General features: G+C 69.0%; 13 protein-coding genes. 6 read left to right on the top strand and 7 right to left on the bottom strand.

Annotated elements, in window-relative coordinates; translation table 11 throughout:
• Positions 1–75: 75 nt before the first annotated feature.
• Entirely contained in the window at positions 76–1,782 is a 1,707-nt protein-coding gene (locus BN13_RS04440; RefSeq protein WP_048548864.1) for an ABC transporter ATP-binding protein, read from the top strand.
• Entirely contained in the window at positions 1,779–3,632 is a 1,854-nt protein-coding gene (locus tag BN13_RS04435) for an ABC transporter ATP-binding protein (RefSeq protein WP_321162890.1), read from the top strand. Before BN13_RS04440 ends, BN13_RS04435 begins: the two co-directional genes overlap by 4 nt.
• A gap of 59 nt (positions 3,633–3,691) precedes the next feature.
• Here the strand turns inward: BN13_RS04435 and BN13_RS04430 are convergent, their stop codons facing one another.
• From BN13_RS04430 to BN13_RS04415, 4 genes are read right to left on the bottom strand one after another with little or no spacing between them, the layout of a single operon-like run.
• A complete protein-coding gene (locus BN13_RS04430) occupies positions 3,692–5,314 on the bottom strand; it encodes a GMC oxidoreductase (protein ID WP_048544775.1) in 1,623 nt (540 codons plus the stop codon).
• Complete coding sequence (locus tag BN13_RS04425; RefSeq protein WP_048544773.1) at positions 5,311–6,879, bottom strand: succinic semialdehyde dehydrogenase; 1,569 nt, start codon at positions 6,877–6,879, stop codon at positions 5,311–5,313. Before BN13_RS04425 ends, BN13_RS04430 begins: the two co-directional genes overlap by 4 nt.
• A 25-nt stretch (positions 6,880–6,904) precedes the next feature.
• Positions 6,905–7,552 carry a DUF305 domain-containing protein gene (locus BN13_RS04420; RefSeq protein WP_201329044.1) on the bottom strand — a complete coding sequence of 216 codons (648 nt, stop codon included), beginning with the start codon at positions 7,550–7,552 and terminating at the stop codon, positions 6,905–6,907.
• Positions 7,553–7,558: 6 nt separating this feature from the next.
• Positions 7,559–8,680 carry a GuaB3 family IMP dehydrogenase-related protein gene (locus BN13_RS04415; protein WP_407667835.1) on the bottom strand — a complete coding sequence of 374 codons (1,122 nt, stop codon included), beginning with the start codon at positions 8,678–8,680 and terminating at the stop codon, positions 7,559–7,561.
• Between the two features lie 54 nt (positions 8,681–8,734).
• On the opposite strand from BN13_RS04415, the gene BN13_RS04410 reads away from it, so the two are divergent.
• Both BN13_RS04410 and BN13_RS04405 read left to right on the top strand, forming a co-directional pair.
• Positions 8,735–8,998 (top strand): type II toxin-antitoxin system VapB family antitoxin, encoded by a 264-nt coding sequence (locus tag BN13_RS04410; protein ID WP_048544769.1) that lies wholly within the window; start codon positions 8,735–8,737, stop codon positions 8,996–8,998.
• Positions 8,995–9,399: a type II toxin-antitoxin system VapC family toxin gene (locus BN13_RS04405; protein ID WP_048544766.1), complete on the top strand. Its 405-nt coding sequence runs from the start codon at positions 8,995–8,997 to the stop codon at positions 9,397–9,399. The genes BN13_RS04410 and BN13_RS04405 overlap by 4 nt, the downstream gene beginning before the upstream one ends.
• A gap of 85 nt (positions 9,400–9,484) precedes the next feature.
• Here BN13_RS04405 and guaB read toward each other — a convergent pair whose 3' ends face one another.
• Positions 9,485–11,002, bottom strand: coding sequence for an IMP dehydrogenase (gene guaB, locus BN13_RS04400; RefSeq protein ID WP_048544765.1), 1,518 nt, complete (start codon positions 11,000–11,002; stop codon positions 9,485–9,487).
• A 272-nt stretch (positions 11,003–11,274) separates the two neighbouring features.
• On the opposite strand from guaB, the gene BN13_RS04395 reads away from it, so the two are divergent.
• Positions 11,275–11,571, top strand: coding sequence for a WhiB family transcriptional regulator (locus BN13_RS04395; protein ID WP_048544763.1), 297 nt, complete (start codon positions 11,275–11,277; stop codon positions 11,569–11,571).
• Between the two features lie 39 nt (positions 11,572–11,610).
• On the opposite strand, the gene BN13_RS04390 is transcribed toward BN13_RS04395, so the two are convergent.
• Positions 11,611–12,069 carry a MarR family winged helix-turn-helix transcriptional regulator gene (locus BN13_RS04390; protein ID WP_048544761.1) on the bottom strand — a complete coding sequence of 153 codons (459 nt, stop codon included), beginning with the start codon at positions 12,067–12,069 and terminating at the stop codon, positions 11,611–11,613.
• A 143-nt stretch (positions 12,070–12,212) separates the two neighbouring features.
• Here BN13_RS04390 and BN13_RS04385 point away from each other — a divergent pair, with 143 nt between their 5' ends.
• Entirely contained in the window at positions 12,213–12,755 is a 543-nt protein-coding gene (locus BN13_RS04385) for an NADPH-dependent FMN reductase (protein ID WP_048544759.1), read from the top strand.
• A gap of 88 nt (positions 12,756–12,843) precedes the next feature.
• Here BN13_RS04385 and BN13_RS04380 read toward each other — a convergent pair whose 3' ends face one another.
• Positions 12,844–14,187 carry an MFS transporter gene (locus BN13_RS04380; RefSeq protein WP_235433933.1) on the bottom strand — a complete coding sequence of 448 codons (1,344 nt, stop codon included), beginning with the start codon at positions 14,185–14,187 and terminating at the stop codon, positions 12,844–12,846.
• Between the last annotated feature and the right edge of the window lie 178 nt (positions 14,188–14,365).

Below are 14,365 nucleotides of genomic sequence, written 5' to 3'. Positions count from 1 at the left end.
AGAAGGCGGGGCGCGGCATACGTCCGGAAAATGGGTGTCGGGCCGACCATCCGGCACGTAGCCTGGTTGGTCGCCATGAGATCGAGCATCCTCGCCCCGCCTGCCGCGCCGACCACCACACCAGGAGCTTTCCTGACGTGGGGCGCGCGGCTGCAGTGGCGCACCCTCGTGGGCGGGCTGGTGTTCGGCGTCATCTGGATGACGGCGATTGCGTTGGTGCCGTGGGCGATTGGGCGCGGTCTTGACGCGGGTGTGGTCCACGACGACCCGGGGGCCCTGCTCCGGTGGGCTCTCATCCTGACCGGACTCTCGGTGCTCGTGGGTGGCGGCGGGGCGGCGCGGCACTGGTTCGCGGTCGAGAACTGGCTCTCGGGCGCCTTCCGCACGATCGTGGTCGCCGACGAAGCGATCACCACACGCGGACAGGAGATCGGCCGGCAGTTGCCGACCGGCGATGTCGTCAGCATCGCCTCCAACGACATGGAGAAGATCGGCGGCGTCTACGACGTGACCGCGCGCTTCTCCGGCGCCATCGTCTCGTATGTCGTGGTCGCCGTCCTGCTGCTGCGTCAGTCGGTGGTGACCGGGCTGGTGGTCCTCATCGGCTCACCGGTCCTGCTCGCCCTGCTCTCGCTCATCATCAAACCCCTCCAAGCCCGCCAGGCGGCGCAACGCGAGGAAGCCGGTCGCCTGACCACCCTCGGCACGGATACCGTCGCGGGTCTGCGGATCCTGCGTGGGATCGGCGGCGAGCGCGAGTTCGTCGGGCGGTATGCCGCGCAGAGCCAGCGCGTGCGCCGCGCCGGAGTGCGCGTGGCCGGGTATCAGGCTGCGCTCGATGCCAGTCAGACCCTGCTGCCGGGGCTATTCGTCGTCTTGGTGGTGTGGATCGGGGCGCGCTCGGTGATCGCCGGAGAGCTGACGCCGGGTGAGTTGGTCGCGTTCTACGGCTATGCGACGTTCATGAGTTTCCCGTTGCGCACGGTGACCGAGATGGTGGACAAGTTCATCCGCTTTCGCGTTGCGGCGGGGAAGGTCCAGGGGCTGCTGCGGATCGAGAGCGATCATCCGGCGCGGCCGGCGGGGGCTCCGGTGCCGGTCGATGGAGACGTGGTGGACCCCGAGAGCGGTGCCCGTATGCCGAGTGGTCGCCTCACCGGGATCGTCTCCACCCGCCCGGAGGAGTCCGCCGCGCTCGCCGCCCGCCTCGGTCGCGTTGGGGTGGAGTCGGCGGTTACGTTGGGTGGAATCCCATTGGCGGACATGCCGATTGACCACGTCCGCGCGCATGTGCTCGTCAACGACCCGGACAGTCGGCTCTTCCATGGCACCGTGCGGGAGCAGTTGTCTGCCGGGCGGACCGTCCCGGACGCGCACCTAGTCGAGGCTGTTGACGCGGCGTGGGCACGGGACGTGCTGCTGGCCCAGGCGGCCGGGCTCGACGGCATCGTCGAGGAGAAAGGCCGCGGCTTCTCCGGTGGCCAACGGCAGCGCCTCGGTTTGGCGCGTGCCTTGGCCATCGATCCGCCGGTCCTTGTGTTGATCGAGCCGACCAGCGCCGTGGACGCGCACACCGAGGCGCGCATCGGCGCGTCCCTGGCGCAGGAGCGTCGTGGGCGGACCACCGTCGTGGCCACCGTCAGCCCGCTTTTGCTCACCCATACCGACCACGTCGTGCTGCTCGTCGACGGGGTGGCGGTTGCCGAGGGCCGGCACGCCGACCTCGTGCGCGAGCACGCGGCATACCGATCGATCGTGTTGCGCGGAGGTGACGACGAGTGACCACGACCGCCCAACAGCCGGCGACGCCCGGCGGGACGCCCGACCCGGCGAGCGGGACGCGGCGAGTGCGGCCGCGGCATACGAAACCCACTGCGGCGCAGACGGATCCCTTCCAGCGGTCGCTTCCCGTGGCCGAGCCGAGGCAGGTGCTCTCGCACGCCCGGATGGTCTTGCGCCACCATCGGGGTGAGTTGAGCTCGGTCATCGGGCTGCACGCGCTCGCCGCGATGGCGGGGCTCGCGCTCCCCTACCTCATCGGGCGGCTCATCGACGACCTCATGGGAGGCGCGACGGCCGGCGAGGTGGATCGTTTCGTGCTGATCCTCCTTGCTGCGGTGATCGCGCAAACGGTGCTGATGTGGCTGGCGCGGCGGGCGGCGTTCATCTTCGGCGAGAGTGTTTTCGCGGATCTGCGCGAGCGTTTCATCGACCGCGCCTCGCGGTTGCCGCTGCCGGTGCTCGAACGCGCGGGCACCGGCGATCTCGTCGCCCGCACGACCAACGACATCGAAGCCCTGTCCTGGGCCGCGCGCTTCGGCCTGCCCGCGATTTTTGTCGCCCTCGTGACAGTCGTGATCACCCTCGGCGCGTCGGTGCTGGTGTCCCCGCTGGGGACGCTCGCGGTGCTGGCGATGGTGCCGTTCGCGCTGCCCGCGACGACGTGGTACCTGCGCCAAGCGCGCAATGGCTATCTCTGGGAGCGCGCGATGTGGGCGCAGCTCAATGGCGTCATCGCCGAGAACGCGGAGGCGGCGCGCACCATCGATGCGCTCGCACTGGGCGGCGCCCGGCACGAGCGGCTCCTGGGGTCAGTGCGCGAGTCCTATCGGGCCGAGTGCTACACCCGCTGGCTGCGGATGTGGTGGTTCGCGCCAACGGAGTTCTCGTATGTGGTGCAGGTCGCCGCCGCGCTGCTGTGGTGTGGCTGGCTGGTGCACGACGGGTCGCTGAGTGTGGGCGGCGCGACGACGGTGATCCTGTATCTGCGACAGCTGATCGACCCGCTCGATGAACTGATGAGCTGGCTGGATGAGATCCAGGTGGCGGCGACGTCGCTGGCGCGCATCATCGGGGTTGAGGAAGTGCCGGACGATCGGCAGCCCACCGGCGCGGCTCCGGTCGGTGATCGGCTGGTTGCCCGCGACGTGACCTTTGCCTATCGCGCGGATAACCCGGTGCTGCATGGGGTTTCGCTTGACCTGAAACCTGGCGAACGCCTGGCGATCGTCGGCCCGTCCGGGGCGGGCAAGTCGACGCTGGGGCGGCTGTTGGCGGGGATCGATGCGCCGACGTCGGGGGCGGTGACCGTCGGTGGGGTGCCGCTGATGGAGTTGACAATGGACACGCTGCGTGGCGAGGTAGCACTGGTCACCCAGGAGCATCACGTGTTTGTCGGGACACTGCGCGACAACTTGTTGCTCGCGCGGCCTGACGCCGACGACGCGGCATTGCGCTCGGCGTTGGAATCGGTCGACGCGTGGGAGTGGGCGAACGGCCTGCCGGACGGACTGGCGACCGAGGTCGGCTCGGGTGGCCACGAATTGACGCACCCGCAAAGTCAGCAACTGGCGCTGGCCCGGCTGGTCCTGGCCGATCCCCATACGTTGGTGCTCGACGAGGCGACGTCGCTGCTCGACCCCCGCGCGGCCCGGCACTTGGAGCGCTCGCTGGCGCGCGTCGTGGAAGGCCGGACGGTCGTCGCGATCGCGCACCGACTCCATACGGCCCATGACGCCGACCGGGTCGCGGTGGTCGAGGACGGGCGGATCAGCGAGCTCGGCTCGCACGACGAACTCCTGGCCGCCGACGGCCCGTATGCCGCCCTCTGGCATTCCTGGCGCGCCGAGTAGCCATCCGCGGCACCAAGTTCGAACGTGCCCGCGTGTTCAAGTTCGGAATGTGGGGCAGCTCAGCCCTGCGGCGGGCGGGGGTCGGGGGTGCCCGCCCGGGGCCAGAAGGCGAGGGCGCGCTCGGCCTGGGCGGTGATCGTCAAGGACGGGTTGACGCCGAGGTTCGCCGAGATCGTGGAGCCGTCGGTGATGTGCAGGGTGGGGTAGCCCCAGACGCGGTGGTACTTGTCGACCACGCCGGTCGCCGGCGAGTCCCCGATCACCGCGCCGCCCAGAAAGTGTGCGGTCATCGGGAAGCCGAGGATCTCCGCCCAGTTTCCTCCCGGTATGCCGCGCGCCCCCAACCGCCGGCCCATCGCCTCCGCGATCGCCCGGGCTCCGGCATGCCCGGCCGGGATCCAGGCCGGGTTCGGCTCGCCGTGCCCCTGCCGGCTTGTGAGCGTATGCCCGCCCAGCCGCCGCCGCCGCCCCGACACCGTCAGCGAGTTGTCGCGGGTCTGCATCACGAGCGCGATCATTGAGCGCTGCGACCACTTCCTGTTGTCCAGCGCCATCAACTGCTTCGGCTCGCGAACCACCGTGCGCACGAACTCGACCAGCTGCGGGCGCCCCGAATCCCCCGGCACGAGAACGCTTTTCAGCAGCCCCATCGAGTTCGACCCGGCGCCATAGCGCACATTCTCGATGTGCGTCTCGGGGTCGGGATGGAAGGAGGAGGTGATCGCCACGCCCCGGCTGAGGTCCTGACCAGCCGGCACCTTCGGCACCTGGGCGCCCAACAACGCCTCGGAGTTGGTGCGCGTCAACTCCCCCAACCTCGGCGACAACGCCGGGAGTATGCCGCGATCGCGCATCGCGTGGAGCAACTGCTGTGTCCCCCACGTCCCAGCGGCCAAGACCACCTGGTCGGCGGTGAAGACCTGGCGATCCCGCCGCACCCACGCTCCCGACCGCTGCGTGACGACCTGCCAGCGACCACTCACCCGGCGCGGCGGCTGCAACTCCACCACCGTCCGCAGCGGCTCGATCCGCACGCCGCACTTCTCGGCCAGCGCCAAGTAGTTCTTCATCAGCGTGTTCTTGGCCCCGACCCGGCAGCCCACCATGCAGTTGCCGCACTCAGTGCACCCGGTGCGCGCCGGCCCCTCCCCACCGAAATAGGGATCGGCCACTCGCTCCCCGGGCGGCCCGAAGAAGACACCGACCGGCGTTTTGCGATAGGTCTCCCCCACCCCCATCGCCTGCGCGGCGTCCCGCATCGCGTCATCCACCGGGCTCTGACAGGGATTCGTCACCACGCCGAGCATCCGCGAGGCAGTGGCATAGTGCGGCGCCAACTCGGCCTCCCAATCCGCGATGGCCGCCCACTGCCGGTCCTGGAAGAATGCCTTCGGCGGCACATACAGGGTGTTGGCGTAGTTCAGCGACCCACCCCCGACGCCCGCCCCGGCCAGGATCAGCACGTCGGGCAGTTTGTGGATGCGCTGGATGCCGAAGCAGCCCAGCTTTGGCGCCCACAGATAGCGGCGCGCGTCCCAGTTGGTCTCGGCGAAGTCCGCGTCTTCGAAGCGTGCCCCCGCCTCCAGCACGAGAACTCGATAGCCCTTCTCCGCGGCGCGCAACGCCGCGACCGACCCGCCGAAGCCGGACCCAACAACGATGACGTCATAACTGGATGTCATTGCAGCCGAAGCGCTTTCATCACCCGCAGGGCGCCGGTCAGGACCTTCGTGAAGGTCTCGTCCCCGAGCCCGCACGCAGGGGCCACGGGCAGGACCCGCTGCGCGGTGACATTCTGGCTTTCGGTGAACCGCAGCAGCCCCTCGGCCCCGTGCCGACGTCCGATCCCGCTCGCCTTCATCCCACCCATCGGCGCGGCGACGCTGGCCCAGGCCGCGGCATACGCCTCATTGATGTTGACCGTCCCCGTCCGGATTCGGGCCGCGATCCGCCGCCCCCGCGCGACATCCAGGGTCCAGACCGAGGCATTCAGGCCGTATGCCGTGTCGTTCGCGAGCGCGATCGCCGCCTCATCGTCGGCGACGGGAAAGAGCGCGACCACCGGACCGAACGTCTCCTCATCGCGGCATGCCATCGCGGGGGTCACCCCGGCCAGCACCGTCGGCTCATAGACGAACGGCCCGATGTCGGGCCGTGGCCGACCGCCGGTAAGGACCGTGGCTCCCTTTTCCTTCGCGTCGGCGACGTGCCGCTCAACCCGTCCCAGCTGTTCCGGCGAAGCCAGCGAGCCCATGTCGTAGCCGAACTCCAACGCCGTCCCGAGCCGCATCCCTGCCACCGCGGAAACGAAGCGCGGCACGAACTCGTCATACACCGCCTCGTGGACCAGGACACGCTCGGTCGAAATGCACAACTGCCCCGCCGAGGAGAAGCACGCCCGGATGGCACCCGGCACCGCCGCGTCGAGGTCCGCATCGTCGGCGACATAGATGGCGTTTTTGCCGCCGAGTTCCAGCGAGGCGCCGACCAGACGCTCTCCCGCCGCCGCCGCGACCCGCCGCCCGACCGGCGTCGAACCCGTGAAGCACACATAGTCGGCCCGGTCGAGGACTGCTGCCCCGATCGAGGGCCCGTCGCCGAGCACCACCTGCAGCACCCCGGCGGGCAACCCCGCGGCTCGCAACAGGCTCACCCCGGCCAGCGCGGTAAGCGACCCTTGCGGATCGGGCCGCAGCACAACGCAATTGCCGGCGATCAGGGCCGCGAGGGCGTCAGTGATCGAGAGACTGAGCGGATAGTTCCACGGCGACACGATCCCGACGACGCCCTTGGGCAGCCGCTTCTCGATGGTCTGCGACAGAAGGGGATAGACACCCCGGCGGCGGCGCGGCGCCAAGGTCTTGGCGGCGGTTGCCGCATAGTGCCGGGCGACGATGGCGCAGTCGGCGACCTCCTCAAACGCCTGCAACCGGGTCTTGCCCGACTCCAACTGCACGAGGTCGAGCAGCGGGGACCGGTCGGTCAGCACGAGATCGTGGAACCGGCGCAGCAGCGCGGCTTTCTCGGCGACCGGCACATCGGCCCAGTCGAGCGCGGCGGCGCGGGCCGCGGCATACGCCCGATCCACATCGGCGACAGTCGAGACCGGCAGGCGACCCACGACGTCCCCGGTCATCGGGCTGAGCACGTCCCGGACGTCACCGCCCGGCGTCGCGACCGCCTGCGCGGCGAGACCGTCCACGTCAGGAAGGGGGTCGGCGAGGCGAAGGCGGCTGGCTACGGTCACTACCCGAGAGTAACCCGGGGTCAGCTCAACCCGCGAGCATGCTTTCCATTTGGGTGATCTCCTCCTGCTGCGTGGTGACGATGCCCTCGGCGAGGTGCTGGACCTGGGGATCGACACCGTCCTCGAAAAGGCTGTTGGACATCACGATTGCGCCTTGGTGGTGGGCGATCATCAGCTGCAGCCAGGCCTTGTCGAAGGCGGCACCGGACAGGCCCTCGAGCCTCGCCATGTCCGCCTCCGACATCATCCCGGTGCTTCCCATGTCGTGCATGTGCGCCTCGGCCATGGTCATCGGCGTGAGGCCCCAGTCCTTGAGCCAGCCCGTCATTTGGTCGATCTCGGGCTGCTGGGCCGCCTTGATCGCCGCGGCCAAAGTCGTCAGCTCGGCGTTGTCGGTGTGCGAGGGCACGAGATCGGCCATCTCGATGGCCTGCTCGTGATGGGGCACCATCATCAACACATACATCTCATCGGCGTCATTGTGCGTTGCCGCGGACTCGCTCGACTCGCCCGCGCTCGACTCACTCGCCCCCGCCGAGGCTGACGCCGATGACGCCGATGACGCCGATGACGAGGTCGAAGTTTGGGTGGTGTCGCCGCCAGAGCACCCCGCGAGCGCCCCCACCGCAACCGCAGCACCCGCCAGCACGGCGGTCATTCCCTTGAAAACCACTGTCCCTCAGCTCCGTTGGTGCGGCGCAACCACGACCTCGATGCGCTGCAATTCCTTCAACTCGACATAACCGGTGGTCGCCATGGCCCGGCGCAGCGCCCCCATCAGGTTGGTCCGGCCCGACGCATCCGCGCTGGGGCCGAACAGAATTCGCTCCATCGTCCCGGCCGTGCCCACCTGAACGCGTTCTCCCCGAGGCAATTCCGTATGGTGCGCCTCGGGCCCCCAATGGAAACCAGACCCGGGCGCGTCGTCACCGCGCGCGAGCGCGGCCCCGAGCATGACGGCATCGGCGCCGCAGGCGATGGCCTTGACGATGTCGCCGCTGCGCCCCATACCCCCATCGGCAATGACGTGGACGTAGCGTCCGCCGGACTCATCGAGGTAGTCCCGGCGCGCGGCCGCGACGTCGGCGACGGCGGAGGCCATCGGCGCGTGGATGCCGAGCGTTGTGCGCGTCGTGCTCGCCGCTCCGCCACCGAAGCCGACGAGGACGCCCGCGGCGCCGGTGCGCATGAGGTGCAGCGCCGGGGTGTAGCTCGCCACGCCGCCGACGATGACCGGGACGTCGAGTTCATAGATGAAGCGCTTGAGATTCAACGGCTCGGCCCGGCTGGAGACATGCTCGGCGGAGACCGTGGTTCCACGGATGACGAACATGTCGACACCGGCTTCGAGAACGTACTTCGCGAACTGCGCCGTCCGCTGCGGCGTCAACGCTCCCGCGACCGTCACACCGGCATCACGGATCTGCCGGATGCGCTCGACGATCAGCTCGGGCTGAATCTCCTCGCGATAGATCTCCTGCATCCGCCGGGTGGCCTCCTCGGCGGGCAGATCGGCAATCTCGGCCAGCAACGGGGTGGGGTCGCTGTAGCGCGTCCAGAGGCCCTCGAGGTCAAGAACCGGCATGCCGCCGAGGCGACCGAAGGCGATCGCCGTCTCCGGCGACATCACCGAGTCCATTGGCGCCGCGACGACCGGGATGTCGAAGTGGTAGGCGTCGATCTGCCACGCCAGCGAGACATCTTGCGGGTCCCGGGTGCGCCGCGAAGGCACCACGGCGATGTCATCGAAGCTGTAGGCGCGTCGCCCCCGCTTGCCGCGGCCAATGTCGATCTCGTTCACCAGCACAGGCTATCGGTGCTGTCCGACATCTACCCTCCGGGTAGACTTCTACCCATGGGGTTGAATATCAAGAACGAGCGCGTATGCCGCCTGGCCCGCGAGGCGGCCGAGCGCACCGGCCAGACGCAAACCGGCGCGATCGAGAGCGCCCTGGAGCGCTACCTTGCGGGCCTGCTGGCAGCAGCAAGCCCAGCGAACACCGACCAGGTCGCCACGACCTTTGCCCGGCTCGATGCCGTGATGGCGCCTGCGGACCGCGAGGCCATTCGCACCGGGGTGGAGGACCTCTACGACGAAGCCACGGGCCTACCGGCATGATCGTCGACACGTCGGCGGTCGTGGCCATGATGCTCGGTGAGCCGGAGCGGGCCGAGTTCAGCGAACTCATTCGCGCCGCAGCGGTTGCCGGTCTGGCCGCCCCGAATTATGTCGAACTGGCGCTCGTGCTGGACTCGCGCGGGCCGGCAATTGGGCGCGAACTCGATCGCGTCCTCGCCGATCACCGCATCCGGATCGTGAGCTTCGACCCAGCTCAAGCCAGGGCGGCTCGCCTAGCGCACCGACTCTACGGCCGGGGATCCGGCTCGCGAGCGCGGCTCAACTTCGGCGATTGCCTTGCGTATGCCGCGGCGATCGTCCTCGACGAACCCTTACTGTTCAAAGGTGACAACTTCACCTACACCGATGTTCGCGACGCCCGCGCCGAGTTGGCCCGCTGAGTTTGGCCCATTGAGCTTTGGCCCATTGAGCTTTGGCCCGCTAGCCAAACCGCCGAGGTGACCCCGCGGCATACGACAAGCTCGGTCACCGACCGCGATAGTTGGGCGCTTCCGCGATCATCTGCACATCGTGCGGGTGAGACTCCTTCAGGCCGGCGGCGGTGATGCGCACGAAGCGCCCGCGCTCCTGCAACTGCGGGATCGTCCCGGCACCCACATAGAACATCGATTGGGCGAGCCCACCGATCAACTGATGCGCGACGGCAGACACCGGACCGCGGTAGGCGACTTGGCCCTCGATTCCTTCGGGCACGATCTTGTCGTCGCTGGTCACATCGGCCTGGAAGTAGCGGTCCTTGGAGAACGACCGCTTGCCGCGCGAGGACATCGCGCCGATCGACCCCATCCCGCGATAGGCCTTGAATTGCTTTCCCTGGATGTACACGGTGTCGCCGGGAGTCTCCTCGCAGCCGGCGAAGAGCGAGCCGATCATCACCGAGTCGGCGCCGGCGACGATGGCCTTGGCGATGTCGCCGGAGAACTGCAGCCCGCCATCCCCGATGACCGGGACGCCGGCCGGCTTGCAGGCGGCCGCGGCATACATGATCGCGGAGACCTGGGGCACGCCGACGCCGGCAACCACTCGTGTGGTGCAGATCGAGCCGGGGCCGACGCCGACCTTGACCGCGTCGATGCCCGCGTCGACGAGAGCCTTGGCTCCGTCATACGTCGCGATATTGCCGCCGATCAGTTGCACGTGGGACGTCGCCGGGTCGGCCTTGAGCCGGCGAACCATGTCGAGCAGCAGGCGGGCGTGGCCGTGGGCGGTGTCCACCACGAGCACGTCGACACCCGCGTCGACGAGAGTGGTCGCGCGTTCCCAGGCATCCCCGAAGAAGCCGACCGCCGCGCCGACGAGCAGGCGCCCGGAGGCATCCTTGCTGGCATTGGGGAACTGCTCGTTCTTCACGAAATCCTTGACCGTGATCAGCCCGGCGAGGCGCCCCTCATCGTCGACGAGAGGGAGCCGCTCGCGCTTGTTCTGGCGCAGCAGGGCGACCGCGTCCTCGCGGGCGATGCCGACCGGCGCGGTGAACAGCGGCATCGGCGTCATCACATCGGCGACCTTCGTGCTCGCCCACTCCGCGACCGGGGTGAAGCGCAGGTCGCGGTTGGTGATGATGCCGAGGAGCTGATCGTCGACGCCGACGACGGGCAGGCCGGAGACGCGGTACTCACCGCAGCGCTCATCGAGCTCCTCCAACGTCGCGTCCGGGCCGATCGTGATCGGGTTGGAGATCATGCCCGTCTGGGTGCGCTTGACCAGGTCGACTTGATAGGCCTGGTCCTGGATCGAGAGATTCCGATGGAGTATGCCGAGCCCGCCCTGGCGGGCCATCGCGATCGCCATCCGGGCCTCGGTGACGGTGTCCATCGCCGCCGAGATGAGGGGTACCCGGAGGGAGAGTTCTCGGGTGAGCCGGGTCGTGGTGTCGACCTCGCTCGGGATGATGTCGGACTCACCCGGCATCAGCAGGACATCGTCGTAGGTGAGGGCGACCGGGGGCTCGACGGGCAGATGCGGCATGGAACCGAGCGTCATTTGACGATTCTACGAGCCGAATCTGGGGCGCCCGACCGGGTCGGCCGGCGCACCGCCCCCGACCTGCGCTTTCGCCGCGCCGTTAGCCCGGAACAGCCTTGTGACCCCCGTCCCGAGGCCCCGGGGCCCCCGGATTTCTTGACCATTCCTTGAATCAATCCTTACTCAGACCTTGCCCAACGCCGATGCTTCCCGGCGTAACCTCCCCGCTGTAATCGCCGGACGGGCCATCGTGGGAGGCCGGTCAGCGTCGACCGAGGGAGTTCGCCGACATGGCTGAAATCACTGCGCCAGCGCCGCTCGCAGCCGAGTGGGACTGGCAATTCGCGGGGCTTTGCCGCGACCTGAGCCCCGAAATCTTCTTCCACCCCGAGGGCGAGCGCGGGTCGGCTCGGCGGGTGCGCGACCAGAATGCCAAGCAGGTGTGCAAGGACTGCCCCGTCCTCCTTCAGTGTCGCAGCCACGCCTTGGCCGCGCGGGAGCCGTATGGCGTGTGGGGCGGAATGAGCGAGGACGAGCGCCTCGCGTTCTATGAGGAGCAGGGAATCCCGGTCCGCCGCGCCAGCTGACGCTGGGTCAGCGTCGTCCGCCGCGTCGCGGAGCGCACTTTAAGAGCACGAACCCAAGTCCGTCAGTGCTCGCCGGAGCCGTTCCAGTTCGTCGTCGCCGATGCGCTGCGCCCAGTCGGCCTCGATCTCGGCAAAGAGGTCATGCACGGTCCGCTGGGCGGCCGCCCCGCGCTCGGTGAGCGTGACGACGCGGGCCCGCGCGTCGGAGGGGTCGGCCGTCACCGCGACATAGCCCGCCGCCTCCAACTGCGCGATCTGCTGGCTCACGGCCTGCTTGCTGACGCCGCACTCGTCCACGAGCCGACTCGCGCGCACCGGTCCGTCACCGAGGTGGCGCAGGACGCCTCGGCTGTGCGCCAAGGTCAAAGAGGTGTATGCCGTGTCGGCCAACCTCCGGTCGAACTCGGCGACGTAGGCAATCTCGGCGCGGTGCAGCAACCGGACAAGCGGCACGCGCCCGTGCTCGCCCCGTCCGAACCCGCACTCACCATCGCTCATGCGTCCAGTCTAGCCAGTTCGTCAAGCCGCTTGACTTTTAATAATTCATCCATCAACATTTAGTCAATCGGTTGACCAAAGACGCATCGACCACGTCGCTTCCCCAACCAGCACTCGCTCCCCCAACACAAGAAGGGTTCGTCATGAACGTCCTCGTCCTCGTCGGCAGCCTCCGCGCCGCCTCCACCAATAACCTCCTCGCCCGCGCAGCCGTGCGCCACCTGCCGGCCGGCACCGACGTCACGTTCTTCGAGGGGCTCGACGCCCTGCCGTTCTACAGCGAGGAGCTTGACGCCGCGACGCCGCCGGCAGAGGTGGCCCGGCTGCGCCAGGCCGTCGCTGACACGGACGCCATCCTCATCGCCACCCCCGAATACAACGGGACCATGTCGGCGGTCCTGAAGAACGCCATCGACTGGGCGTCCCGCCCGCGCGGCGCCGCGGCCATCGCTGGGAAGCCCGCCGTCGTGTTGGCCGCCAGCGGCGCTGGCCGCAACGCCGTCTGGGCGCGCGAAGACACCATCAAGGCACTCCGGGTCGCCGGCGCCGACGTCAGCGAGGATAGCTTCGGGATCGCCAACTCCTGGAAGGCTTTTGACGCCGAGGGCACGCTCGTGGATGCGGATCTCGACGCCGAACTCGCCTCGCTTGTGAACCGTATGGTGCGCATCCCCGCCGCCGCCTGACGCCACCCCCGTGGGGGCTCCGGGCGCGCTATCCGGCCCGGGGCCTCCTTCGGGTGAACTCCTTCAGGTCACCGTCAGGGCGCTCAGGTCACGCCCCGCGCGCGACCCTCGCCCGGGTGCGGGCCCGCCACTCCCGCCGCAGTGCCTCGCGCCACGGCGGGACCACTCGTCCCTCCTCCTCGGCGAGCAATCGGCGAGCCCGCCCCCGGGCGCGGTACATCAAGACGATGCCCCCGGCATACAAGGGAAGTTGCACCGCCATGGCGAGCCGGAACTCGCCCAGGGAGTAGCGCGGGGAGTCCGACACGAGGTCGAGCACGACCCCGATGAGTTGCGTCGCGATGACGCAGGCGGTGAACCCGCCGAGGTTGACGACCGCGTTGGCCGCGCCCAGCCGGTGACCAGGATTGGACGTACGCGCGAAGTCGAAGCCGATTGCCGAGCCCGGTCCGCCCGCGGCTAGGCCGGCGCACAGCACAACCAGCAGCCACAGCGGCGCGCGGCCGGGCCAAAGCAGCACGGTCAGCCACGGCACCAGGCCGGCCGCGACCATGGCGAGCACCAGGTTGCTGCGGCGTAACGGATGTCGCTGCACCAGCATCCCCAGGACGGGCCCGACGAGCGCCCCGACCACCGCAAGCAGGCTGAGCAAGAGGCTCGCGACGGGCTTGCTGATGCCCTCGCCCTGAGTCAGATAGGGAAAGCCCCACATCATGCCGAATACCATCGGGGCGAAGCAGGTCGTCCAGTGAGTCCACAGCCCGAGTTGGGTCCCCGGATGGCGGAAGGCGTCACGCAGATTCGAGCGCATCCCCTTGGTCGGGCGGGTGGGCGGCGGCATACCGGCAGGTCGATCGCGCAACGTGAGGAAGGCCGCCGCGGCGGCGACGAGCGCGACGACCGAGACGGCACCGAAGGCGATCTCCCACCCGCGCGCCGCTAGCAGCCAGGCGAAGGGCAGGGCCGAGACAATTTGTCCGGCCTGGCCCGCGAGACCGATGAGCTGCGTCACGATCGGGACCTGTTTGGCTGGGAACCACGACGGCAGTAGCCGGACGACGCTGCTGAACACGAAGGCGTCGCCCGCCCCCAGGATCATCCGCCCAGGTATGGCGACGCTGACCGAGTCCGCGAGTGCCATGACGATCTGCCCCGCGCCCATGACGAGCAGGCCGAGCGACACCATCCGCCGGGGGCCGTAGCGATCCAGCAGCACCCCCGCCGGGATCTGCATGGCCGTATAGACGAGCAGTTGCAGCGTCACGAAGGTCGCGATGATGCTGGCCTTGGCCTGGAAGTGCTCCACCGCGGTGAGTCCGGCGACCCCGAGCGTGGTCCGCCCCAACACCGCCGTGCCGTATGCCGCGACGCCCACCCCGAACATCAGCCACGCCCGCCGGCCCCCGGGTGGGCTCAACACGGGTGCGGTCACAAGGGTCGATTCTCCCACCACCGACCGGCCCAGGCGGCCCGGCCAGCCCCGCGCGCGACCGCGAGCGACCGCGGGGCACCGCAGCCGCGCAAAGGCTCTGACAACGAACTTGAGCACGCCTTACGAACTTGAGCACGCCTTGCAAGGCGTGCTCAAGTTCGTAAGGCGTGCTCAAGTT

Source organism: Nostocoides jenkinsii Ben 74 (assembly GCF_001046875.1).
Classification (GTDB): domain Bacteria; phylum Actinomycetota; class Actinomycetes; order Actinomycetales; family Dermatophilaceae; genus Nostocoides_A; species Nostocoides_A jenkinsii.
The sequence above is the reverse complement of the archived record's forward strand: the minus strand, read 5'-3'. Positions and strand labels throughout refer to the sequence as shown.

Coding starts and splice junctions, on each gene's coding strand:
- BN13_RS04440 (WP_048548864.1), top strand. CDS start 76: ATGAGATCGAGCATCCTCGCCCCGCCTGCCGCGCCGACCACCACACCA.
- BN13_RS04405 (WP_048544766.1), top strand. CDS start 8,995: ATGATCGTCGACACGTCGGCGGTCGTGGCCATGATGCTCGGTGAGCCG.
- BN13_RS04430 (WP_048544775.1), bottom strand. CDS start 5,314: ATGACATCCAGTTATGACGTCATCGTTGTTGGGTCCGGCTTCGGCGGG.
- BN13_RS04395 (WP_048544763.1), top strand. CDS start 11,275: ATGGCTGAAATCACTGCGCCAGCGCCGCTCGCAGCCGAGTGGGACTGG.
- BN13_RS04410 (WP_048544769.1), top strand. CDS start 8,735: ATGGGGTTGAATATCAAGAACGAGCGCGTATGCCGCCTGGCCCGCGAG.
- BN13_RS04385 (WP_048544759.1), top strand. CDS start 12,213: ATGAACGTCCTCGTCCTCGTCGGCAGCCTCCGCGCCGCCTCCACCAAT.
- BN13_RS04390 (WP_048544761.1), bottom strand. CDS start 12,069: ATGAGCGATGGTGAGTGCGGGTTCGGACGGGGCGAGCACGGGCGCGTG.
- guaB (WP_048544765.1), bottom strand. CDS start 11,002: ATGACGCTCGGTTCCATGCCGCATCTGCCCGTCGAGCCCCCGGTCGCC.